The organism is Idiomarina abyssalis, from assembly GCF_900116625.1.
In the GTDB taxonomy this organism is placed as follows: domain Bacteria; phylum Pseudomonadota; class Gammaproteobacteria; order Enterobacterales; family Alteromonadaceae; genus Idiomarina; species Idiomarina abyssalis.
Window position 1 is genome coordinate 112,019 of sequence record NZ_FPBE01000001.1, and the last position, 22,315, is coordinate 134,333.

At 46.6% G+C, this 22,315-nt stretch carries 15 protein-coding genes and 1 pseudogene; 9 read left to right on the plus strand and 7 right to left on the minus strand.

Going from position 1 to position 22,315, the window contains the following annotated elements; genetic code table 11:
* Window positions 1-49: 49 nt before the first annotated feature.
* From BM359_RS00575 to BM359_RS00585, 3 genes and pseudogenes are all read left to right on the plus strand, one after another.
* Window positions 50-2,419 (plus strand): VolA/Pla-1 family phospholipase, encoded by a 2,370-nt coding sequence (locus BM359_RS00575; RefSeq protein WP_054486929.1) that lies wholly within the window; start codon window positions 50-52, stop codon window positions 2,417-2,419.
* Between the two features lie 73 nt (window positions 2,420-2,492).
* On the plus strand, window positions 2,493-3,491 hold the full coding sequence (gene sohB, locus BM359_RS00580) for a protease SohB (RefSeq protein ID WP_054486931.1): 999 nt from the start codon (window positions 2,493-2,495) through the stop codon (window positions 3,489-3,491).
* Window positions 3,492-3,589: 98 nt separating this feature from the next.
* A pseudogene (locus tag BM359_RS00585) lies at window positions 3,590-4,872 on the plus strand (dicarboxylate/amino acid:cation symporter).
* A 27-nt stretch (window positions 4,873-4,899) separates the two neighbouring features.
* On the opposite strand, the gene miaE reads toward BM359_RS00585, so the two are convergent.
* On the minus strand, window positions 4,900-5,682 hold the full coding sequence (miaE, locus tag BM359_RS00590; protein WP_054486933.1) for a tRNA isopentenyl-2-thiomethyl-A-37 hydroxylase MiaE: 783 nt from the start codon (window positions 5,680-5,682) through the stop codon (window positions 4,900-4,902).
* A gap of 195 nt (window positions 5,683-5,877) precedes the next feature.
* On the opposite strand from miaE, the gene BM359_RS00595 reads away from it, so the two are divergent.
* Window positions 5,878-6,477 carry a Yip1 family protein gene (locus BM359_RS00595; protein ID WP_054486935.1) on the plus strand — a complete coding sequence of 200 codons (600 nt, stop codon included), beginning with the start codon at window positions 5,878-5,880 and terminating at the stop codon, window positions 6,475-6,477.
* Window positions 6,478-6,550: 73 nt separating this feature from the next.
* Here BM359_RS00595 and BM359_RS00600 read toward each other — a convergent pair whose 3' ends face one another.
* A complete protein-coding gene (locus BM359_RS00600; RefSeq protein WP_054486937.1) occupies window positions 6,551-8,095 on the minus strand; it encodes a M17 family metallopeptidase in 1,545 nt (514 codons plus the stop codon).
* A gap of 28 nt (window positions 8,096-8,123) precedes the next feature.
* Entirely contained in the window at window positions 8,124-9,503 is a 1,380-nt protein-coding gene (gene cysS / locus BM359_RS00605; RefSeq protein WP_054486939.1) for a cysteine--tRNA ligase, read from the minus strand.
* Between the two features lie 117 nt (window positions 9,504-9,620).
* Between cysS and BM359_RS00610 the strand changes: the two genes are divergently transcribed.
* Both BM359_RS00610 and BM359_RS00615 read left to right on the plus strand, forming a co-directional pair.
* On the plus strand, window positions 9,621-10,118 hold the full coding sequence (locus BM359_RS00610; protein ID WP_054486941.1) for a peptidylprolyl isomerase: 498 nt from the start codon (window positions 9,621-9,623) through the stop codon (window positions 10,116-10,118).
* 5 nt (window positions 10,119-10,123) lie between these two features.
* The gene (locus tag BM359_RS00615; RefSeq protein ID WP_054486942.1) at window positions 10,124-10,825 is read left to right on the plus strand and encodes a UDP-2,3-diacylglucosamine diphosphatase; all 702 of its coding nucleotides are present in this window, start codon (window positions 10,124-10,126) and stop codon (window positions 10,823-10,825) included.
* Here BM359_RS00615 and olsF read toward each other — a convergent pair.
* Window positions 10,807-12,510 (minus strand): bifunctional ornithine lipid synthase OlsF, encoded by a 1,704-nt coding sequence (olsF, locus tag BM359_RS00620; RefSeq protein WP_054486944.1) that lies wholly within the window; start codon window positions 12,508-12,510, stop codon window positions 10,807-10,809. The two genes, BM359_RS00615 and olsF, sit on opposite strands and share 19 nt — an antisense overlap.
* A gap of 127 nt (window positions 12,511-12,637) precedes the next feature.
* Entirely contained in the window at window positions 12,638-14,284 is a 1,647-nt protein-coding gene (locus BM359_RS00625) for a M28 family metallopeptidase (protein ID WP_054486947.1), read from the minus strand.
* A gap of 161 nt (window positions 14,285-14,445) precedes the next feature.
* Here BM359_RS00625 and BM359_RS00630 point away from each other — a divergent pair, with 161 nt between their 5' ends.
* From BM359_RS00630 to BM359_RS00640, 3 genes are all read left to right on the plus strand, one after another.
* Entirely contained in the window at window positions 14,446-16,569 is a 2,124-nt protein-coding gene (locus tag BM359_RS00630; RefSeq protein WP_054486949.1) for a TonB-dependent receptor domain-containing protein, read from the plus strand.
* 129 nt (window positions 16,570-16,698) lie between these two features.
* Window positions 16,699-18,930, plus strand: a complete 2,232-nt coding sequence (locus BM359_RS00635) for a S9 family peptidase (protein WP_054486951.1) — start codon at window positions 16,699-16,701, stop codon at window positions 18,928-18,930.
* A 40-nt stretch (window positions 18,931-18,970) separates the two neighbouring features.
* On the plus strand, window positions 18,971-19,363 hold the full coding sequence (locus tag BM359_RS00640; protein WP_054486953.1) for an acyl-CoA thioesterase: 393 nt from the start codon (window positions 18,971-18,973) through the stop codon (window positions 19,361-19,363).
* 18 nt (window positions 19,364-19,381) lie between these two features.
* Here the strand turns inward: BM359_RS00640 and BM359_RS00645 are convergent, their stop codons facing one another.
* Entirely contained in the window at window positions 19,382-21,784 is a 2,403-nt protein-coding gene (locus BM359_RS00645; RefSeq protein ID WP_054486955.1) for a zinc-dependent metalloprotease, read from the minus strand.
* Window positions 21,785-21,789: 5 nt separating this feature from the next.
* Window positions 21,790-22,311 carry a flavodoxin FldB gene (fldB, locus tag BM359_RS00650; protein ID WP_054488477.1) on the minus strand — a complete coding sequence of 174 codons (522 nt, stop codon included), beginning with the start codon at window positions 22,309-22,311 and terminating at the stop codon, window positions 21,790-21,792.
* Window positions 22,312-22,315 lie beyond the last annotated feature (4 nt).

Consider the following 22,315-nt stretch of genomic DNA (forward strand, 5'->3'; position numbering starts at 1 on the left):
AAGAGAAGGCATAGAATAACAAAACATAAAAAAGGATTGGGGATACCTCATGAAGAAATTATTACTCCCACTTGCGATTGGTTCTGCTCTTAGCCTGGTAGGCTGTGGTAGCGGTGACGAAGCGCCTATTACGGAAAGTGAAGTTAATGTTGCAGCATCACGCGTGGTGTTTGATCCGTCAAACGGCGCATTATCTGCGCCAACGAACATACTGTTAAGTGGTTCAGTTGACGGCACATTGAACTTACCTGTTGCTGACGCGACAGACACGGCTAACCCTCAGGTTGCTATTAATGCACTTGATGGTTGGGGAACTCACTCAACATTAACCTTTGACTTCTCGTTGCCGGTTGACGAAAACGGTGAACAAGTCATCATAGAGTCGGCTAGCCTGGAAGCACAAGGCTCTATACGTGTCTTTGAAACCATTCAGGGCGGCAGTGACGTTTCGGCTGGCTGTGCGGCTGCTAACCCGGCTGCGGTATGTGCGGTAACCGGTGAGCTTCAGCATGGTACTGATTTTATTGTTAAAGCGACAGGCGAAGGCAGTGTTGCGGTTGTTCCTTTACGTCCATTTAAGCCAGCTACCGGCTATTTGGTTGTATTGACTAATAATATTCAGGACTCACTTGGACGCGATGTTAAACCGTCACAGACTTATACCTTGATGAAGCGTGATGCGGAAGAGAATCCAGTATCCGGTGATGCAAGCGCATTAGCTTTACAAGGCCTGGTCAATAGCTATGAAGGCGCTCTTGCGCAGTATGGCGTTGACCCTGAAGGTGTTATTTATAGCTCCAACTTTACAACACAGTCTGTGGGTGAGGTTCTTGGCGTAACGAAAAGTTTATTAGGGCAGCAGGTTGCTGCGTCTAACCCACCTGTCATGCAGGCTGCTCCTCAGGGTTATACGTTAGACGTTGTGTTATCCGGCGCAGGAATTGAAGATCCAAATGCGTTGGCTGCGGCAAGCGCGGCTAAAGTCTATGGTGGACAGGTTGATTTACCATACTACTCTCCGCTACCTAGCGCTGAGAATCCAACGGCACCATTAACTGGTCGCTGGACTGCTATGTGTGACAGCCCAGCAGCTATCCTGAACGGGCTTCAGGCGGGTGAAATTGACCCGGCTGCTGAAGGTATTAGTGCAGAAATGATTGACGACCCTTCATTAATGCTGCCACCTAATGCGTGTTTTGATATTGAAGGTGTCGACGAAGAGCGTCATCTGACTAAGTACAATCCGGTACCGGAAAAGCAGGGTGACCAGACTGTTGAAGCCTTTGTTACGATTCCTGATTTAGCAACTGCTAATGGCGTTCGCACTCAAATGGGACTGGAACCTTTAACTGCGCCTGAGAACGGCTGGCCTGTTGTGATTTTCCAACACGGTATTACCGGTGAGAAAGAAAATGCTGCGGCAATTGCAGGCACTTTTGCAGTAGCCGGTTTTGCGACAGTAGCTATAGACCACCCGTTACACGGCGGACGCGCCTTCGATGTTGATGGCGATGGTACTGATGATATTGATGCATCCAGTGAAAGTGGTGTTACTGCTTATATGAATTTGAGCAGTTTGCTGACAACGCGTGATAATTTGCGCCAGTCAATTACTGACCTTATTGGGTTGCGTTTAAGCCTGAACTACTTCCAGTCGCTGGACGGAGAAGAGTTGAACGGTCAGGATGTTCACTTTGTGGGACACTCTCTGGGTGCCATTGCAGGTACTGGTTTTACCGCGTTAGCAAATACTTCCTTTGGTGAGAATAACCCATTAGGGGCACTTGACGGACAATTTGCTGTGCAAGCTTCTAGCTTAGGGATGCCGGGTGGTAGTCTGGCTAACTTCTTACTGGCGTCTGACAGCTTTGGACCGACGATTAAAGCGACTTTACTGTACTCTTCTAACGCAGAGTTCAAGGCTGCAGCTGATCAGGCTATTGCTGGTGGCGCTACATTAGAGCAGTTCTACGCAGGTTTCATGGAGCAAGCATCTGCCGAGCAGGTTGCGCAAATCAATGCAACCTTTGAGCAGTTCGCATTTGCAGCACAAACTGTTGTCGACTCGGGAGACCCGGTTAACTACGCAAGTGATGTCGTTGCTTCTGAAACGCCTGTATTCATGATTGAAGCCATTGGTGATTCGGTTATTCCAAATGCCGTTGAGAATAAACCTTTAGCAGGAACAGAGCCTTTGGCTGCATTACTTGGCCTGGAGGGTATCTCAACCACAACAACATCTGAAGACGGTACTCCGGTATCGGGTATTGTTCGCTTCGGTGGTGATGCAGAGCACGGTTCACTGGTTGACTCTTCAGCGTCGGGAGCGGTGACCGCTGAAATGCAGCAGCAAATTGCGTTCTGGTTTGCTGCGGACATGATGCAATTACCAGTAACTAACGAAGAAGTGGTAGAATAACTCTCAGGTTATTGAACACTAAGTATTCAAAGGCCGGCAACTATGCTGGCCTTTTTCGTTTTAGGAGAGTGGTATGGACTTTGTTGCTGATATTGGAAGCTTTTTGCTAAAAGCAGCCATTATTGTGGTAGCGATTGGCTTTATTGTAGGGCTATTGGCGCAGGCGGCGCAGAAGCAGAAGAAGAGCAAAGGTGACCTGCAGGTAACCCATTTGTCTAAAGAGCTGAACGAACTCAGTGAGCAGTTAAAAATTGAACTGATGGACAAAAAAGCGCAGAAAAAAGCATTGAAAGCGTTAAAGAAAAAGAAAGCGACAGAGAATAAAGAAAAGCGGCTTTTTGTTATAGACTTTAAAGGCAGTATGGACGCTAAAGAAGTTGATAGCTTACGCCATGAAGTCAACGCCATTCTGAACCTGGCCACTGAGAAAGATGAAGTACTGGTGAGATTAGAAAGCGGTGGTGGTGTCGTCAATGGTTATGGTTTGGCTGCTGCTCAGTTACAGCGGCTGAGAGAACAAAAGCTAACGGTCAATGTTGCTATTGATAAGGTCGCAGCAAGTGGCGGTTATATGATGGCTTGCGTTGGTCACAAGCTCATGGCTGCGCCTTTTGCCTTTATTGGATCAATTGGTGTGGTGGCGCAGATACCTAATTTTCATCGGTTCCTGAAAAAGCATAATGTTGACTTTGAGCAGTTAACAGCAGGTGAATATAAACGCACCCTGACGCTATTTGGTGAAAACACCGATGAAGGACGTCGTAAGTTTAAGCAGGATTTAGAGGCCATTCATCGTCAGTTTAAGTCTTTTGTGCAGGAAAACCGTGCAGAGCTGGATATAGATAAAGTCGCAACGGGCGAAGTCTGGTCAGGCCAGGAAGCGAAAGAGCTGGGCTTGATTGACGAGGTAACTACCAGCGACGCGTGGTTAATGAAGCAACATAAAGGTTTTGATGTACTTCAGTTACAGTATGTTATTCGTAAACCGCTGAGTGAGCGTTTTGCTAAAGGTATGTCTGTCATCATTCATACACTTAAGACTTCATTAACTCGGTCAGATGTCTCACAATAAAAGGTATTCAGCCCAGCTTTGCAGTTTTATAGCTGTTTATTTAAAGGCTTTCTGCTAGGCTGTTGCAGTTTTTTAAGAATGAATAATAAAGGACGCTTATGAGCGAAAAGAAAAAACTCAGCCTGACTAGCCGCATTGTCATTGGTATGGTCGCTGGGATCATTCTCGGTACTTTTATTCGTTACGTTGCCGGCGATAACGCCTGGGTTTCATTGTATTTAACCAATGGTCTTTTTGACGTTGTAGGCCAAATATTCATTACCTCATTAAAAATGCTGGTTGTTCCGCTGGTGTTTGTATCACTGGTTGTTGGTACATGCTCGCTGAGCGACCCCAGTAAACTGGGCCGTTTAGGCGGTAAAGCTGTTGGTATGTATATGATAACCACAGCAATAGCCATTACCTTTGCAATTACCGCGGCCATTTTGATTCAACCGGGGTCGGGTATTGAACGTGCTTCTGATGCTGATTTTGAACCCAGTGAAGCGCCTTCAGTGAGTGAGGTCATTGTGAATCTGTTCCCGGACAACCCGATTAACGCGATGGCCGAAGGCAACATGCTGCAAATTATTGTGTTTGCGTTGCTGTTTGGTATATCGATGGCATTAATTGGCAAACCCGGAGAGCGTTTAAAAGGCTTTTTTGACGATCTAAACGCCGTCATTATGAAGCTGGTGGTTATTCTGATGAACGTTGCGCCTTACGGTGTTTTTGCACTCATGGCAAAACTGTTTGCAGAAATCGGTGTGGAAATGATTGGCAGTCTGGCGAAGTACTTCTTGCTGGTTCTGTTTGTTTTATTAGCTCACGGCTTGATTGTTTATCCGCTATTTATGCGCGTTCTGGCTCGGGTAAAACCCGGTATCTTCTTGCGTAAACTGCGCGACGCCCAATTATTTGGCTTCAGTACGGCCAGTAGTAATGCCACCATGCCCATTACATTAGAAACAGTTACACGCCGCTTAGGTGTCAGTAACAGCGTTGGTTCCTTCACTGTGCCTTTGGGCGCGACCATCAATATGGATGGTACGGCGATTATGCAGGGTGTGGCAACAGTCTTCATTGCTCAGGTGTATGGTCTGGACTTAGGCGTTGCTGAGTATCTGATGGTTATTATGACCGCTACATTAGCCTCAGTTGGTACGGCAGGGGTTCCAGGTGTGGGGCTTATTATGCTGGCTATGGTATTGCAGAAAGTGGCTTACCGGTTGAAGGCATTGGCCTCATCATTGGTGTTGATCGCCTGCTGGATATGACCCGAACCGCAGTTAATGTCACTGGTGACGCGATGGTCAGCTGTGTTGTTGCGCGTTCAGAAAACGACTTCGATGAAGAAGTTTACTACGACAAAGAAGCTGGTAAAAAGTTAGAAGAGCTTTAACTTTACTGGTAAAGAACCGGTGCACGCTTAAGCGTGCGCCGGCACTCCGGAATGAAAACGCAGTTCTGTGTCTTCAGACGTAATTAATTCCGCTTCCCACTCTCTGAATTGATTCACTCTTTCCGTAATATCCGTATCACTGAGTTTTTGTGCCAATTCCAGATAATCCTGATAGTGTCTTGCTTCCGAGCGTAGGAGCGATACATAGAAGCGGGTAATATCTTCATCCAAATAGGGAGCAAGCTCTGCAAAGCGTTCGCATGAACGCGCTTCTATCAACGCGCCGATAATAAGCTTATCAATTAACGCTTGTGGTTCGTATGTACGAACATGGCTTATCAGGCTGGCGGCATAGCGAGAAGCACTGAGCTTATACAGCGGAATATCACGCGCTTGCATTATCTCAAGAACCTGCTGAAAGTGATGCAGTTCTTCCCGGATAAGGCGTGACATTTTGTCGATAATTTCGTCGGCATAAGGCTGTGACTCTGCGGCTTTTAATGCTTGAGACAGCTGCTTACTTTGTTGTATTTGCTCAATTCCACCAATGCCCCGGTAGACTAGGTTTTCGTAAGGTTGTAAAGCATCAAGCAGGGCTTGTGCATGGTCTTTATTAACTGCATAACGGCGCAGCAATAAAGCTGCACTTTGCGCAGCTTTAAGCTCACAATGTAAGTGATCAAGTAAAATGACTGGCAGGTTTTCTTCTTGGGCTGCCTGCTGAATCCACTCTTGCGGTGTTGGGCAAAGTAAAAAACAACGGATAGGCTCTAACAGCTTTAAATAAGGTTCGACGAGGCTATGATTCACAGCGATCCTTCTTGACTTAAAAATACAAAATAAATTAACAAACTCGGCGTCGTTCTATAACAAAAGGCCTTGACAGAAAAGAGGTGGTGCTGAATATTAGACACATGGGGTGAATTTTTCAGCAGTACCCGCATCAAAATTATAACGTATTTAAGAATTCGGCGGTATGACCGCGTACTATGGGGAAGTGAAGTTATGATACTGAATCATATTTGGGGCCTATACGCTCATCCAGTACAAGAATGGAAGTCTATCGATAGTAAGCGGGAAAGCTTTTTTTACTCTTGTTCTCACGTTTTATTAGTTGCTATTTTACCTTGTCTGGCGGCTTATTATGCCTCGGCTCATCTGGGCTGGAGCATTGGCGCGCGGGACTCTATTTATTTAACGCAAAACAGCGCACTTATGATGGCTGTTGCTATGTACATTGGTATTCTGGGCGCAACGTTCGCGCTGGCCTACTTAATTTACTGGATGGCAAAAACCTTCGGTGCTGATCCGAGCTTTACTAAGTCGTTAGAACTGGCTGCCTACGCGGCGACGCCGGTTATTATGTCGGGTATTGCTTCTTTGTATCCGGAACTGTGGTTTGTGGCTGTCGTTTTCCTTGGCGGTGTGGCTTATTCCGTGTACCTGCTTTACTCAGGTCTTCCGGTTATTATGCACATTCCTGAGGAGCGAGGCTTTCTTTATGCAAGCTCGGTAGTAACAGCAGGCCTTATTGCTATGGTTGTACTTATGGCAACCACCGCTATTTTATGGACCAACGGCTTCGGGCCTTCTTTCGTTTCATAAAACTGGCTTCATAAAAGAAAAAAGCCCGGCTCTGGTAAAACAGAGCCGGGCTTTTTTTGTGCATTATAAGGCTTTATTTCTTTAAGTAATGTCCAGCCAGACAGGTAACCGGCGCCGCTGTCGGTTTACCGTGTTGCCAGTCACCGCCTTCAACACCACTGCCTGCGATATCAATATGAATGTAGCTAAGTGGTTTTTCGCTGTCGATACCATGGTTATCCAGCCCGGAAACACCAACCAGGAACGCCATAGGGAACTGGTGCCCACGAGGTGTTGTAGCTGACGGGCCATTGTTCGAAGAGAGTAAGTCGTCACACAGAGTGCGACCTTTCACGAAATCAAAGTCTTCGCGACGTGACCAGGAAATTTCAGTTGGGTCTCCATAAACTTCGCCGGCATCAAACAGCGCCTGAGAGAGCTTCTGACGACGTGCATGGCCATTAGGCACCAGTGCACTATAAGGACCTTTTGACAGAGCTGCGTGCCCGGTCAGGGTGGCTACGGTGTAAAGTTCGTGCTCGCCGTCACTCTTCGCTGCTTCTTCACGCAAGTGAGACAGTAGGTCGGCCATAATCAGGCGGCCTTCAGCATCGGTATTACCAATACGCACACGCTTACCACTGTGTCCGGTAATGATTTCATCTGCAACAAAGGCATCGGAACCAATACTGTTACGCACAGCACCAATTTCTGCAATTACATTCAGGTGTTCCGGCTGCAGTTCAGCTACTGTTTTCAGGAAGCCGGCAACGCCTGCTGCACCACCTTTGTCACGGCTCATACCAGCCATGTGACCGCCAACTTTCAGGTCAGCGCCACCGGTGTCGTAGACGATACCTTTTCCGGCGAACATAACAGTACGTTCTGGCTTGCTGCCATGATACTCAAGGCGTATAACGCAAGGGCGGTGGCGCTCTACTGCCATTGACGAACGTCCAACCGCGGCCAGCAGCGGATACTCGTGCTGAAGTTGTTGTGAGTCGTCTATAACCGTCACTTTAACAGCGGTGTGGGCAAACGCCTGGCGGCAGTATTCAGCAAAACGAGGCGGCGCCATGCGCTCTGGCTCTGTGCCTGCTAAGTCGCGGGCAACACGTTTACCAGCTTCTACTGCCATAGCCCAGTCTGCGTCCAGCTCACCAACTAAAATAACGCTTTTAGTCGGTTCAATAGCTTCTTCACCATGCGCTTCACGCGCTTCAAGAGGCTGATAAAGTGCCTGACAAAAGCCCAGATAAGCCGCTAAAAAGGCCTGCTTATAACGCTCGTCGTTAATATTTACGTTGTTCAGTGCGATAACAGGGTGGCGGGCACCGGCATCTTGCGCCATTTTTGCGGCGGCGTGTGCGGCATCAAATACCTGGCGAACGTCGTCAAAATCACGATTCAGAGGACCAGTAGGTGCAGCAACCAGACGTTGGCCCGGGACTCCGTCAGCTTTTAGCAGCAACGGCTGTTTGCCAACTCGCTGGTCGGTGATTTTTGCCTGTTGAATAACTTCAGCCAGAGCTGAGTCGTCAACAGAGTCAAAGTTTCCAATTAAGATAAGTGCATCCGCACCATCTTTTGAGTATGCGTCAGCTAGTGAGCTAACAATTTGCAACTGAGCAAATGCCATAGAGTAAACCTCTTAATCAGTTTGTCGGTTAAGCGCGACGCCAGCGGGTGCCTTCTGCACCGTCTTCCAGGACAATACCCATGTTGGTTAATTCGTCACGGGCTTCATCTGCTGCAGCCCAGTCTTTATCTGCACGGGCCTGATTTCGCTTAGCAATCAACGCTTCAATTTTGGCGACATCATCGTCATCGCCCTGTAAAAATTCTTCAGGTGACTGCTGTAGCAGCCCCATAACTTCTGCAAGCTCAATCAAAACATGCGCTAACTGAGCCGCTGTGTCCGGATCGCTGTCACGGTTACGGTTAATCTCACGGGCAACTTCAAACAACACGCTCATGGCTTCCGGCGCGTTTAAGTCGTCGTCCATTGCCTGCTGAAAGCTCTGCCAGTATTGACTACGCAATGCTTCGTTAGCGGCTTGCGGTTTTATGTCACGTAATGCGGTGTATAAGCGCTCCAGAGCGGAATGCGCTTGATCCAAGTTTTCCTGAGTATAGTTCAGTTGCGAGCGATAGTGGCTCGAAAGCAGAAAATAACGAACCGTTTCAGCATCGTATTGTTCCAGTACGCTGCGAATGGTAAAAAAGTTGCCCAGTGATTTTGACATTTTTTCATTGTCGACTTGCACCATACCACTGTGCATCCAGTATTTTACGTACTCAGAGTGGTTAGCACAGCAACTTTGAGCAATTTCATTTTCATGGTGAGGGAAGGCCAGATCTGAACCTCCGCCATGAATATCAAAGGTGGTACCCAAGTGCTTTTTGTTCATTGCTGAACACTCAATGTGCCAGCCGGGTCGTCCTTCGCCCCAGGGAGATGACCAACTGGGCTCTCCGGCTTTTGCGGCTTTCCATAACACAAAGTCGAGCGGGTCTTGTTTTGCTGAGTCGACATCAACTCGCGCTCCGGCCTGCAACTGCTCCAGGTCCTGACGACTGAGTTTGCCATAGTCATTAAAAGTGGATACATCAAACAGAACGTCACCGTTGCCGGCCTCATAGGCGTTGCCGTTTTCGATGAGGCTTTCAATCATCTGGATAATTTCATCCATATGGCTGGTAACGCGTGGCTCAATATCTGGGCGAACTAAATTCAGTGCGTCAAAATCCTTGTGCATCTCACCAATGAAGCGCTCGGTGACCTGATGAAAGTCTTCGCCTTTTTCAGCCGCACGCTTAATGATTTTATCGTCGAGATCAGTAATGTTGCGTACGTACTTAACATCGTAACCAAGCTTACGCAGATAGCGCACGACAATATCAAAAGCGACATAAGTTCTGGCATGGCCTATATGGCAGTAGTCGTAAGTGGTAACACCACACACATAAATACCCACGTGACCGGGTTTGATTGGCTCAAATGACTGCTTCTTGCGGGTCAGGGTATTAAAGACGGTTAATGCCATAATGTTATCTCTTACTTATCTATCGGTTAGCGATGAAAACAAGGGGCTTATGATACCACCGATGGCGAGGCTCTGGTACACTATCAGCTGGTTTAGTCAATGAAACAGGTACATTCAATGCAAGTCGTTTTACATACCAATCATGGTGATATCACTTTAGAAATGCACAACGAAACAGCGCCTAAGACTGTAGAAAACTTTTTACAGTATGCCCGCGACGGTTTTTATGACGGTACAATCTTTCACCGCATTATTAATAACTTCATGGTACAGGGCGGTGGTTTCGAACCTGGCATGAAGCAAAAAGAAACACGCGATAACATCGAAAACGAGGCTCCGACAGCAAAACCGAATGTGGTTGGTTCGGTGGCTATGGCGCGCACGCCTGATCCTCATTCAGCATCGTCTCAGTTTTTCATTAATGTGAACGACAATGCCTTTTTGAACTTTCAAAATGAAACACCTAATGGTTATGGCTATTGTGTCTTCGCTGAAGTTGTTGATGGTATGGATGTAGTGAACGCCATAAAAGACGTGAAAACCGGTTCAGCAGGTTTTCATCAGGACGTACCGGTTGAAGACGTGGTTATCGAGAAAGTCTCAGTTAACGATTAACCGATATGACCACTGGCTTTATTGCAGATTTACATTTAAGCCCCGGGCGGCCAGATATTCTGGCTGCCTTTGGTGACTTTTGTCAGCAACACCAGCACCTCGATGCGCTCTATATTCTTGGTGACTTATTCGATGCCTGGCTGGGTGACGACGATACCAGTGAATTTGCAGCAAAAGTGAAAAAACAACTGAAACAAATGACAGACAAGGGTGTGCGGCTTTACTTTATGGCCGGAAACCGTGACTTCATGGTGGGTGAACGCTTTGCCGGCGAGGTTGGCTTAACCATTCTCCCCGATGAAACGGTTATCGATTTGTACGGTGAACGAGTGTTGCTTATGCATGGCGATACACTCTGCACCTTAGATACCGGCTATTTGCGTTATCGCTCAGTTATTCAGAACCCTTTAGTTAAGAGTGTTATGCGCAACTTACCTTTGTCATGGCGTATGCGTATTGCGAACCGGTTACGGAAAAAATCCAGCAGCCAAAAGCCCGAACTAACTCCCGCACAGCTTTATAAAATGGATGCTCAGCACCCGGAAGTACTTCGTGTGATGGAGAAACACAGTGTTAATCAGTTAATTCATGGGCACACCCACCGCCCTGCGGTTCATTGTTTTACGCTTAGTGACGGCACTTGGGCAAAACGTATTGTATTGGGAGACTGGTATCAGCAAGCCAGTGTTTACCTTGTTTCTAAGTAACGTCTGCGCTTTTTTTCTTTTAACTGAGTAATATCAACCAGAACCAGTCCATCAATTGAATGGTTGAAATCCGGATCGACACCAAACTCCAGAAACTGAACCCCGCCTGGTTCGCACAGTTCCGAATATTGTTTATAGAGCGTTGGGATTGAACAACCCATATTGGCTAAGTAGCTTTTCAGCAGAACAAATTCGTTTGTGTAATTCGTACCAGTAAAGTCAGGAGCAGTGGAGTCAGTGTTTAAACGATAAGGAATGTTGGCTGTAGCCATGTCGGTTTGAGTCGGGAAGTAGGTGCTGTAAAACTTGACCAGAGCAGCCTGAGCTTCCGGAGGCAGCGCATTACTGATACTGACCGAACCAAACAGATAACGATACTTAGAGTGTTTACGTAACAATGCACCGATACCGACCCAAAGATAGTCCAGGCTGCGTTTACCCCAGTATTGCGGTTGTACAAATGAACGACCCAATTCAAGACTTTGTGGCAGAAGTTCTTTCATTGTTGCCGTAAACTCGTAAAAACCCTGGCTGTAGAGCCCGGAATGTCCACGGGTTTCAATAATTTTTCTACTGTCACCTAAACGGTACGAGCCGGCAATTTCAAGATCATCCGGATCCCACAGAATTAAATGCATGTACCAGGTATCGTACTCATCAAGATCGCGCTTGCGCCAGGTGCCTTCACCAACTGTGCGAAAAGCGACTTCCCGCAGACGCCCGATTTCTCGCAAAATAGGTGAACTGCCGTCAAACTCATACAAATAAATCTTCTTACCGCAAGGTGTCTGCCCCAATTGCTCACAGGCTTCTATTGCCGCTTTGAGAGGCTGACGAGGTTCCGGCCGGGCAATGGCTGTTTGAGTAGGAAATATTGCTTTTTTGGACGTTCCTAAACGGTATAGATGCTTTTTAAACAGTTTAACCTGTTGGTTAATGCTGAGCCCCTGTTGAATAAAGGCTTCAGCCGGTATTTTCTGGCCAATGTGACATTTCACTTGTTTTTGCTGTTGGCGGAACATTTCTTTAACCAACAGCATTGTGGCTAACGGCTTATAAAGCATCGAAGCGGTATAGAACCATGCTGAGTTGTGAGCATCGAGCCTTATCGGCAATATATCGCTCTGAGTTGCTTTGGCTATTTTCAAAAAGCCGCTTTGCCAGTGTGTGTCACGCACACCATTAGGGCGTAATCGCGAAACCTCACCTGCGGGAAAAAGAATAACGCAGCCTTCGTTATGGAGGTGACTGTGTATGCTCCGAATGTCTTTACGGTTAGGCTTTCCTGCAAAAACGTTAACCGGCAATAATAACGAATTAAGAGGCTCGAGTGCAGAAAGCCATTCGTTGGCGACTATTTTCACATCGCTACGTACTTCACTGACTAACTTTAGCAAGGCCAATCCATCGAGAGAGCCAATGGGGTGGTTAGCAATAATGACTAAACGTCCATTGACAGGAATGTTGTCAATTGCCTGTGATGAATAAGCGTAAGTGAAATTAAAATAATCCAGAGCATGTTCAACAAAGTCGATGCCTTCCAGCGCAGGAGAACTTCTTCCAAACTCTTGAATGTCCTCTTCGTGTAACAGGTTTCTCAAAAACCAGGCAGTTGGCCTTTCCAGCCAGGGTTTACCTTTAATATTGGGAAGCTTGTCGCTAACAACTTTATCAACAGATAACATAAGTGCTCCGGCTGTGCAGTTATCGATATCAAAAGTTTAAGCAGCATTAATGACAGTTTAATGACGTTAAGACACTAAAAAGGGGCCTTGCGGCCCCTGAGTCTTTAACTAAGGTTTCTCTATAAGCTTAGTCGTTAAATTGCTTACCGAAAAACGACTCTTCCAGCCACTGTGGACGTTGATCAGCGTTCGCAATCTCTTTACCAATAGCAAAGTTAATGTTGGTAAAACGCGCTCCTGCTTCGTAGTTTATATCCAGGTTCAGTCCGTCGCTCGGCTTGTGATAATGCTCGGCGAAAAACTTACCCCAGACCTCACCACCGTCTTCACCTTCAGTACGAGAATTAAAGCCCGTCATCAGGAATACGGCCGGGATGCCTTTTTTAACCAGAGTGTAGTGATCTGAACGGGTAAAAATAGCCTGTTCCGGCATTGGATCCGGGCTTTGTTCAGTATCAAACTGCTTTGCAGCCTTGCTGACCGTTTCACCCAAAGTGGAATGTGAAGCGCCAAAAGCAATGATATCGGCAAAATCATAAAGCAGTACCGGCATATCCAGGTTAACGTTAGCGACAATACTGTTTAACGGAACAGTCGGGTTATTGGCGAAGTAGTCGGCACCCAATAATCCTTTTTCTTCTGCCGTAACAGATAAGAACATAATTGAGCGATCAAATTCCTGCCCTGACTCAACGAATAAACGAGCGGTTTCTAACATAACTGAAACGCCGCTGGCATTATCCATCGCACCATTGTTGATGTTGTCCTCGCGGCTCATATCTTTGATAACACCAATATGATCGGAGTGTGCTGTGTAGACAACGTACTCATCTTTCAGTGTGTCATGAGAGCCGGGTAATACGGCAGCAACGTTAGGGCTGGTAATTTCTTCGTGGCGAGACTCGCGTGCCAGAGTCACTGTACCTTCTAACTCAAACCCTTTTGGCGAGAAGTCGGGGTCCTCTTCGATTTGCTCAAAAATTTTACTCAGTTCAGTTGGTGCATTAGCAAATAACTGCGCTGCAGGTTCATCGTCAAGGTAGGCGGAGCCCATCAGTTGTTGCTCTTCGCCTTTGGGAAGACCGTTTGGACCAAGCCAGGTCATACGAGGTGTTTTTGTGTAATAAACACTGGTTTCATACTTACGCGTTTTTTCTCTTACAGGCGTATGCAGGGTAATGATTCCAACTGCACCTTTATCACGAGCAATATCGGTTTTTATGTTAGCTAAGTGAGCGCCTTCTTCGCTTGGCAGAAAACCGGGGCGACCAGTCAGCATAACCACAATTTTACCGTCAACGTTAAGGCCGTCGTAGTCGTTTAAACCAAATTCAGGCGCTTCCATGCCATATCCAACGAAGACCAGAGGTGCTGAGATCTCATCTTTTTCGCTGTAATGGCTGGGGCCGGTAATAAACTGTTTCGGAAATTCAAATTCAACCACTTCACCATTGCTTTCAAAGCTCATGCTGGCGCTGTTTTCTTTTAGGGTACTTTTGCGAAACGGAATACGCTGGTAGAAGCTGCCATCATCTCCAGCAGGTTCCAGACCGAGTTTTTTAAACTCAGAAACAATGTAGTTCGACGCAATTTCGTGCCCTTCGCTGCCAGTTTGACGGCCTTTTAAGTCATCATCGGCAAGAAATTCTAAATGAGCACGTAGATTTGTTTCGTCGGCACTAACATCAATAGTTTGTGACTTTGTCTCCGGCGCACCGCACGCTGCAACAAGCAAGCTAAGCGCTGCGGGTAAGAGAATATGGGATGGCTTCATGTTGTATCCTTTGGTTTTATTTTTATCATAATAGCTGAGCTAGTGTACCGCAGCAGCTAAAAGACGACCAGAGTAGATAGTTGAAAGAGTGTTGCAAAACGTATCAAGGTTTTGTAATGTTATATTATTACATTAACAGCGCAGCTTTACTGGAGTAGTTTATGAAATTGAATGCGTTGACCTTGGCTCTGTTAGCAACCAGTACTGTTGCTCAAGCGCAGCAGGAAGAAGAACATGAGCACCTTAATGAGTACGAGGTGATCGTTATTAATGCAAGTCCGTTGGATAAAACGGCGCTTGAATCAGCGCAGCCGGTTAACATTATTTCGGGTGATGCGCTGAAACAGCTGCACGCGCACAGTTTGGGTGAAACACTGGCATTAGAGCCCGGCATTAATAACACGCATTTTGCCAATGTCGCAGGCAGCCCTATTATTCGTGGCCTGGGTGGCCCGCGGGTGAAAATCACTCAAAATGGACTGGATACCGGAGATGTGTCGCGGGGAAGTCCTGACCATGCCGTCACAACGGAAACCAGTACGGCTAAACAAATTGAGGTGTTAAGAGGACCGGCAACACTACTGTATGGTAGTGGCGCAATTGGTGGTGTGATTAACGTTGTTGATAACCGCATCCCTTCAGAACCTGTTTATGGCTTACAGGGCAATGCGAATGCTTCGCTGTCCAATAATAATGACAATAAAGAAGGTTCTTACGATTTACAAATAGGCAACGGGAAATGGGCACTTTATACCGATGCCTTTATTCGCCGTGCAGATGATTATGAAACACCTTCTTTTATGAATGATGAAGGCGAAGTCGTTGACCACGTTGAAAACACTTTTGTCGATGCCGAAGGCGGAACCGTTGGCGGCAGTTATCAATTTGATGACGGGTTCTTCGGCGTATCCTATCAGGGGCTCTATCAGGAATATGGCATTCCCGGCCACGCTCATGGTGAAGAAGAACATGAGGATGAGCATGGCGAAGAAGAAAACCACGTTGAGGAGTCTGGCCCGTACGCTCATCTGGAACAAGAACGTATTCAGTTAGCGGGCCAGTGGCGCAATCCATTCAGTGGTTTTAATCGATTAGATTTTCGTGGCGCTTTGACGGATTATCAACATCAGGAAATTGAGGAAAACTTTGTATCCACTCAATTTGAAAACAAGCAAAAAGAAATACGACTGATTGGTCAGCATAAAGAAATCGCTGGCTGGGAAGGTGCTGTAGGTTGGCAGTGGGACATAAGCGATAAAGCGGCTTTTGGCGAAGAAGCTTTCACACCTAACACCTCTCGCCGCACTCAGGGGTTGTTCTGGGTGGTAGAACAGGAGTTTGGGGCGCACCATGTTGATCTAGGTGTTCGCCACGAGCGCACTTCGCTTTCAAGCGATGAGCAGAAGCTTGATACTTTTGATGCGACCTCTGCTTCTGCCGGTTATCTGTATCACTTCAGCGACCACACATCGGTTTCATTTAATTTAAGCCATGCAGAAAGAGCTCCGGCTGCAAATGAAGTGTTTGCCAATGGTAATCACTTTGCAACCCGGACTTATGAGCTGGGACTTGCTTATGAGTTGCATGAGGAAGAGGGGGGTGAGTATCACATTGAAGCAAGTGATACAGCGGTTAGCACCGAGACATCAAATAATATCGATGTTGGTTTCCATTACGAGAATGATAGCTTTCACGCCAACGCTAATGTGTTCTATAACCGCGTTGATGACTTTATTTATGATGATTTTACTGGCTTGAACAGTGAACAAATCCATGGTGATGAAGGTCATGATGAACATGAAGGCGAACATGAACATGAACATGAAGAAGCATTGCAAGTTGTTCAGTTCAGTCAGGTAGATGCAGAGCTTTACGGTTATGAGCTGGAGCTGGACTGGCAATTGAATGATCAATGGTCTGTGCACGGCTTTAGTGATTATACTCGTGCAAAACAGCGTGACGGTGACAATTTGCCGAGGATCCCTGCACAGCGAGTCGGTACCGAGTTGCGCTACCAGGCTGTTAGTTGGGATGGCTCACTTGGTTACACTCGTTATTTAGAGCAGGACAAAACGGCACTGAATGAAACCACGACCGATGCCTATGGTTTACTGAACGCGAGCGTTAACTTGTATCCAGACTGGCTGGCAAATTACGGTGCAACCCTTTATTTAAAAGGGGAGAATCTAACCAACCAGTTAGGCTTTGTTCATAGCTCCTTCTTGAAAGAAGATGCACCGGTAACCGGCCGCCGTTTTCAGGCAGGCGTTTCTATTAGTTTTTAAGTGTCTTAGAAAACGCTGTCGCCTGAGTTCGGCGATAGCGTTTTCGCGTCAGTTCACCGCAGCTCCCCCATTTTTATTCTGAATTTTGTTAGTATGAATAACAGTAGACTAACAACCGGATTGATAACCATGCCTTTTATACTTAATCGCCAAGTTCAGGCGGTTGCTGTTGTCCTTTTTAGTATTTTCAGCCTGTCAGTTTCAGCTAATGACTTAACTATTGAACGTATTTTTAGTGGTTCGCCTTTAGCTGGCGAAACGCCCCGAGCGCTTAAGTTTGCGCCGGGAGGAAAATACCTTTCTTACTTAAAAGGCAGTGAGGAGAACCCTCAGCGTTACGATCTTTGGTTGTACGACATTGAAGCTGAAAAACATCAGCTGTTAGTTTCAGCTGACCAGTTGGCAACAGATGAAGTTGAATTGTCTGATGAAGAAAAAGCAAGGCGTGAACGTCAGCGTGTTAGTGGCAGCGGCATCATTGAGTACAGTTGGTCAGCTGAAGGCGATGCCTTGTTGTTCCCTTATAACGGCGATGTCTTTTATCACCAGCCGGGTAAATCAGAAACCCGGAAAATGACAAAAACTGAGGCTTTTGAAACGGATGTAAAATTCTCTCCAGAGGGGAATTACATTTCTTATATTCGTGAACAGAACCTGTATTTTGTGGATATAGCCAGCGGTGAGGAGCAGGCTGTTACAACCGAGGGCGGCGGTACTATCAAGTTTGGTATGGCTGAGTTTGTTGCTCAGGAAGAAATGAAGCGAATGACAGGGTACTGGTGGTCGCCCGACGAGTCGGCCATTGCACTCACTAAAGTTGATGAAAGTCCGGTACCCTTGGCAACTCGAAGTGAGATTTACGCCGACAGAATCGAGACGATACAGCAACGTTACCCTTTTGCCGGAAGCGATAACGTCGATATTGATTTAGGTATTTATCGAATTAAAGACAGAAAAACCGATTGGTTAGAGTTGAATAGGCTGGGAGATGGCTATTTAGCCAGAGTGAAATGGGTTGGTGATAGTCAGCACTTAAGCTATCAGTGGCAAAGTCGTAATCAGCAAGAGCTGAATTTGCTCATTTATAATCGCCAGGAGAAAAGTGAGAGAGAACTTCTGACAGAAACGTCGGATAGTTGGGTGAATCTTCATAACGACTTGCACTTCTTAGAAGACAATAAGCACTTTATTTGGGCTTCAGAGCGTAGCGGTCACAAGCACCTTTATCTCTATCGTCTGGATGGCTCGCTAATTCGTCAGCTGAGTTCCGGCGATTGGCAGGTGGACGAATTGGAAGCCGTTGATGAGAGTACAGGTGCGCTTTATTATACTGCCCGCAAAGAATCTCCGCTTGAATCTCATTTGTACCGGTCGCAGTTAAATTCGAGCTCAGCGGCAAATCCCACACGTATTACTGAGCGTGAAGGAATGCATGATATTGAATTTTCCTCAGACGCTCGCTCTTACCTGGATACGTATTCATCGCCTCAGCAGCCTAAGCAGGTGAGTTTACACGGCCCAACCGGGAATCATCTGGCATGGCTGTCCGAGAATAAGATTACAGAAGACCATCCACTGTCTCCTTACTTGAGAAATTGGCGTTACCCTGAGTTTGGTGAGCTGGAAGCCTCGGATGGACAAACGCTCTATTACAAAATGACGAAACCCAGCGACTTTGATGCAGAGAAAAAATATCCCGTGCTTGTGTACGTTTATGGAGGTCCGGGCGCACAGAGAGTAACTAAGAGCTGGGGCAGTGAGTTTGTCCAGTATATGGCCCAACAGGGGTTTATTGTATTTACTCTGGACAATAGGGGTTCAGCAAACCGTGGAAAGAGTTTTGAAGCGCCTATTTATAAAAACATGGGTGGTCCGGAGATTGAAGACCAGGTTACCGGAGTGGAGTATTTGACCAACTTACCTTTTGTGGATGCAGAGCGTATTGGTATTTACGGTCATAGTTACGGGGGCTATATGTCGTTGCTTGCTATGTTTAAAGCTCCTGAGCATTTCAAAGCCGGGGTTGCTGGCGCGCCAGTAACCGACTGGCGGTTGTATGACACGCATTACACCGAACGTTTTATGGGCATGCCGGATGAAGGTAACGCTTATGAGAACTCATCGGTTTTTCCTTACAGTAAGGACCTAAAAGGTGACTTGTTGATTTATCATGGCATGGCAGATGACAATGTTCTGTTTACTCACAGCACAAAACTGTATAAGCAGTTGCAGGACAACGCTCAGTCGTTTGAAATGATGAACTACCCGGGTAAAAAGCACTCTATTAACGGGCGTAATACAAAAATCCATTTATATTCAATGATTGCCCAATTTTTTCAACAAACCATTGGCGAACAATAGGTTATAATATGTACATACCTTCCACTAACAAGGAGTGACTATGCGCTTTTTATCCCGCCGACTGGTTATGCCAAATGATTTGAACTTTGCTGGTTCGTTGTTTGGGGGCCGTATTTTAGAATGGATTGATGAGGAAGCTTATATTTTTGCCAGCTGCCAGTTAGAGGCGAAAAGCTTAGTAACGAAACATATTGGCGCTATAACTTTTGAAACCTCTGCGTTTCAGGGCGATGTTGTTGAATTCGGTCTGCAGGTTAAATCGGTAGGGCGTACGTCTTTAGCTATTACCTGTCTGGTTCGAAATAAACACACGAAGCAAAACATTTGTACTGCTGACGATATTGTTTTCGTTCACATTGATCCGGAAACACGTCAACCAACGCCGCATGGAAAAACCAAAGATCAGTTAGATGATATGCCAGAGCCGCTTTAAGCGGCCCTGGTATTTTCGTTAGATTGGCGAGCCCGGAGGTAGTGCTTCGGGTTCGTATTGTTCAGGCCATTCAGCGTCAGTTAAGAACGTCTCTAAATCACCTGCCAGCTGCCGGATTAACAACGAACCGGATTCAGCCAACTGCTTTTGCTGTTCAGCAAGTTGAGCGCGCATCGCTAAACGAGTCTCTGCCGCTAAACCGGAGCTTTTTATCGCCCGCACCTCAGCATTTATTGCTGTCGTTAACAGACGTTGCTGTAGTGGTTGATTTTGAGCATTTTCCCAGTCGTTGAAAACGGTATTAAAAACTTCTGACATAAGCTGTGCAGGTGACGGAACCCGATCGTTTTCTGCGTGTTGCTGAGTCAGCCTGTTCAGACGTTGACTGTTAAGCATTAGTTGTAGGCTATGATCAGCGGCACTTGCTGCCATACTTACGGTATCTGGTATAAGCCCGGTTTTACCATCAAAGTACTCACGCGAAGAACTCTCGCCATAGGCTGCCGGAACCAGCCATTGCTTAACATGTGAGGGCACGCGCAGATTGTCTGCCTGAATCGTTCTGAGCAGTTGCTTCAATACACTTTGTTGTCTGGATGCACTAACCGGCTGGTAGTCATCTGCCGCATCATCTGCCATGTAATAACGGTAGTTAACACCGCCTAGCCATTTTACCGCAGCCTCTACCTGGTAACGGTGTAACAGGTAGATAGGCACAAAAGTGGCTTGTAGCTGACTTAAAGGTTGGTCCGGACGCAGCATATCCTTACTGAAGTTATCCAGCACTTGCGCGCGAACGGACAACAGACGCTCTAGCTCTGTTACCGGGTCGCTGCCGTTGTCCCATAAATGAGCAAGCGGATGTGCGCCTCCCGCCGGGCGCGCGTCTTGATCAGAAATGAAGCTAAGGTTAAGCGCTTTATTCTTTTCCAGAATACGTGTTAGCTGCTCCGTTGATGAAGGCATGCCGCCAAAGTCACTGTAACCGTAGGCCAGTACTTGTTTGTCCCAAATACCTAAACCTTCCGTATAAGCGTCATTCAAACTTAACGTACCATCGGTAGTTAGGTTAACTAATGGGTGCGGGTAGTCCATAACCGATGCTCTGTTTGATGTACTTGCAGCAAAGTTATGAGCGATTCCCAGAGTGTGACCGATTTCGTGCGCGCTTAGTTGGCGAATACGCGCTAAAGCCATTTTTTGCACAGCTTCTTTCAATTCACCGGCGTCGTTAATAAAAGGGGTCAGCAAGCCTTCAGCAATTTTCATGTCCTGACGAACACGCAGAGAACCTAAGGTGACATGACCTTTAATGATCTCGCCGGTGCGTGGGTCAATCACCGACGAACCATAAGACCAGCCGCGGGTCGCTCTGTGAACCCACTGAATAACGTTATAGCGAACGTCCATTGGGTCGGCGTCGTCGGGCAATACTTTTACCTGAAAGGCGTTGTCATAACCGAGTTCTTCAAAGCCTTCAGCCCACCAGCGAGCTCCTTCAAGTAAAGCTGTTTTTACCGGCTCAGGGGCTCCCGGATCCAAGTAATAAATAATTGGCTCGCGTGCCTGGCTTTGTGACGCAATCGGGTCTTCTTTATTGAGTCGGTGACGAGGAATGTACTGCACGGTCATCGACTCACCAAGAGGGGCTGCATAATCTTTAAAACTGTGCGCCCAAAAACCACTGTTTGGGTGAAAGTTTCTGGGTTGATAAGCAGTATCGGGCAGTTTAATAAAGGAATGATGAAGGTGAAGTGAAATGGCGTCGGCGTTAGCTGCTACCTGATTGACCCATTGTCCTTTACCGTCGCCGACAAAAGTCACTTTGGCTTCGAGTTCGGTATTCTCGACAAAGGCTTTACTGCGTTCAGGGTAAACAACTGAGCGACTCACATCGGCTTTAAATTGCCCTTGTTCTGTTTGCTGTAAGCGCTTACTAACACCATGCACATCAGTCAGCAAATAGGGCGTGTAATCAATTAAAACATTTTCGTTATTACTGGCGACAATATCGAAACCATGAAGTACTGAACCGGCAAAAGCCTGCTGGACACTATTGCGTTCTGCCGGGTTACGAGTTTGCGCCCGGAACTGAGTATTGTGCTGAAGCAGTAAAGCAGTACTGCCCTCAATATGAAAAGACGCCAGTCGGGTTTCACCGAGCTGGCCTCTGTCTAAACCAATATCATTAGAGCCCAGCCCCCAGGGAAGACTGGTTTGAAGAATAAATTGTCTATCGCTTTTGGGGACTTCCAGATAAAACTTACCTTTGGCCTCGTCGTGATAGAAAGTAAAAAATCCCTGTTGCTCGTCAAACGACGACGTGAATTTTTCAATGGTTGTTTTCTCAGTGTCAGCCAGAACGCTGGCTGACACGAGCAGCGTTAGCAGTAACAAGGTTTTGGAAAGAAAGCTTTGCATTGTTATTATCCTAGTTGTTCAGCAATTTCTTCTAATATTTGCGTCGTCCATTGTTCGATACGATCATCTGATAGCTCATATTGTGAGTCTTCATCTAGTGATAAACCGACGAACTGGGTGTTATCTGCGGTTAATGCTTTGGAAGCAGCAAATTCGTAGCCCTGATTAGGCCAAAAACCAATTCGTTTACAGCCGTGATCAGCAATAGCATCGTGTAGCATGCCCAGAGCATCCTGAAACCAGTCGGTATAACCTTCCTGATCACCCATACCGTATAGCGCAACAACTTTGCCGCGCAGGTCAACATCGTTAATGTCGTCCCAGTGGCTTTCCCAGTCTTCCTGAAGCTCGCCGAAGTCCCAGGTGGAAATACCAAAAATCAGGATATCAAATTGTTCAGCTTCTTTTAGCGGTGTGTCTTTTATATCAAACAGCTGAACAATGTCTTCGCCTATGGCTTGTTGAATTTTTTCCGCGGCAATTTCGGTATAGCAGGTGGTAGAACCATAAAACAAGCCAATTTCCAGGGAC

Excerpts from the sequence above, each read along its gene's own strand:
- BM359_RS00595 (WP_054486935.1), top strand. The coding sequence starts at position 5,878 with ATGATACTGAATCATATTTGGGGCCTATACGCTCATCCAGTACAAGAA.
- BM359_RS00635 (WP_054486951.1), top strand. The coding sequence starts at position 16,699 with ATGCCTTTTATACTTAATCGCCAAGTTCAGGCGGTTGCTGTTGTCCTT.
- BM359_RS00600 (WP_054486937.1), bottom strand. The coding sequence starts at position 8,095 with ATGGCATTTGCTCAGTTGCAAATTGTTAGCTCACTAGCTGACGCATAC.
- olsF (WP_054486944.1), bottom strand. The coding sequence starts at position 12,510 with ATGTTATCTGTTGATAAAGTTGTTAGCGACAAGCTTCCCAATATTAAA.
- BM359_RS00610 (WP_054486941.1), top strand. The coding sequence starts at position 9,621 with ATGCAAGTCGTTTTACATACCAATCATGGTGATATCACTTTAGAAATG.
- BM359_RS00640 (WP_054486953.1), top strand. The coding sequence starts at position 18,971 with ATGCGCTTTTTATCCCGCCGACTGGTTATGCCAAATGATTTGAACTTT.
- BM359_RS00630 (WP_054486949.1), top strand. The coding sequence starts at position 14,446 with ATGAAATTGAATGCGTTGACCTTGGCTCTGTTAGCAACCAGTACTGTT.
- BM359_RS00625 (WP_054486947.1), bottom strand. The coding sequence starts at position 14,284 with ATGAAGCCATCCCATATTCTCTTACCCGCAGCGCTTAGCTTGCTTGTT.
- BM359_RS00575 (WP_054486929.1), top strand. The coding sequence starts at position 50 with ATGAAGAAATTATTACTCCCACTTGCGATTGGTTCTGCTCTTAGCCTG.
- sohB (WP_054486931.1), top strand. The coding sequence starts at position 2,493 with ATGGACTTTGTTGCTGATATTGGAAGCTTTTTGCTAAAAGCAGCCATT.
- BM359_RS00645 (WP_054486955.1), bottom strand. The coding sequence starts at position 21,784 with ATGCAAAGCTTTCTTTCCAAAACCTTGTTACTGCTAACGCTGCTCGTG.
- BM359_RS00615 (WP_054486942.1), top strand. The coding sequence starts at position 10,124 with ATGACCACTGGCTTTATTGCAGATTTACATTTAAGCCCCGGGCGGCCA.
- cysS (WP_054486939.1), bottom strand. The coding sequence starts at position 9,503 with ATGGCATTAACCGTCTTTAATACCCTGACCCGCAAGAAGCAGTCATTT.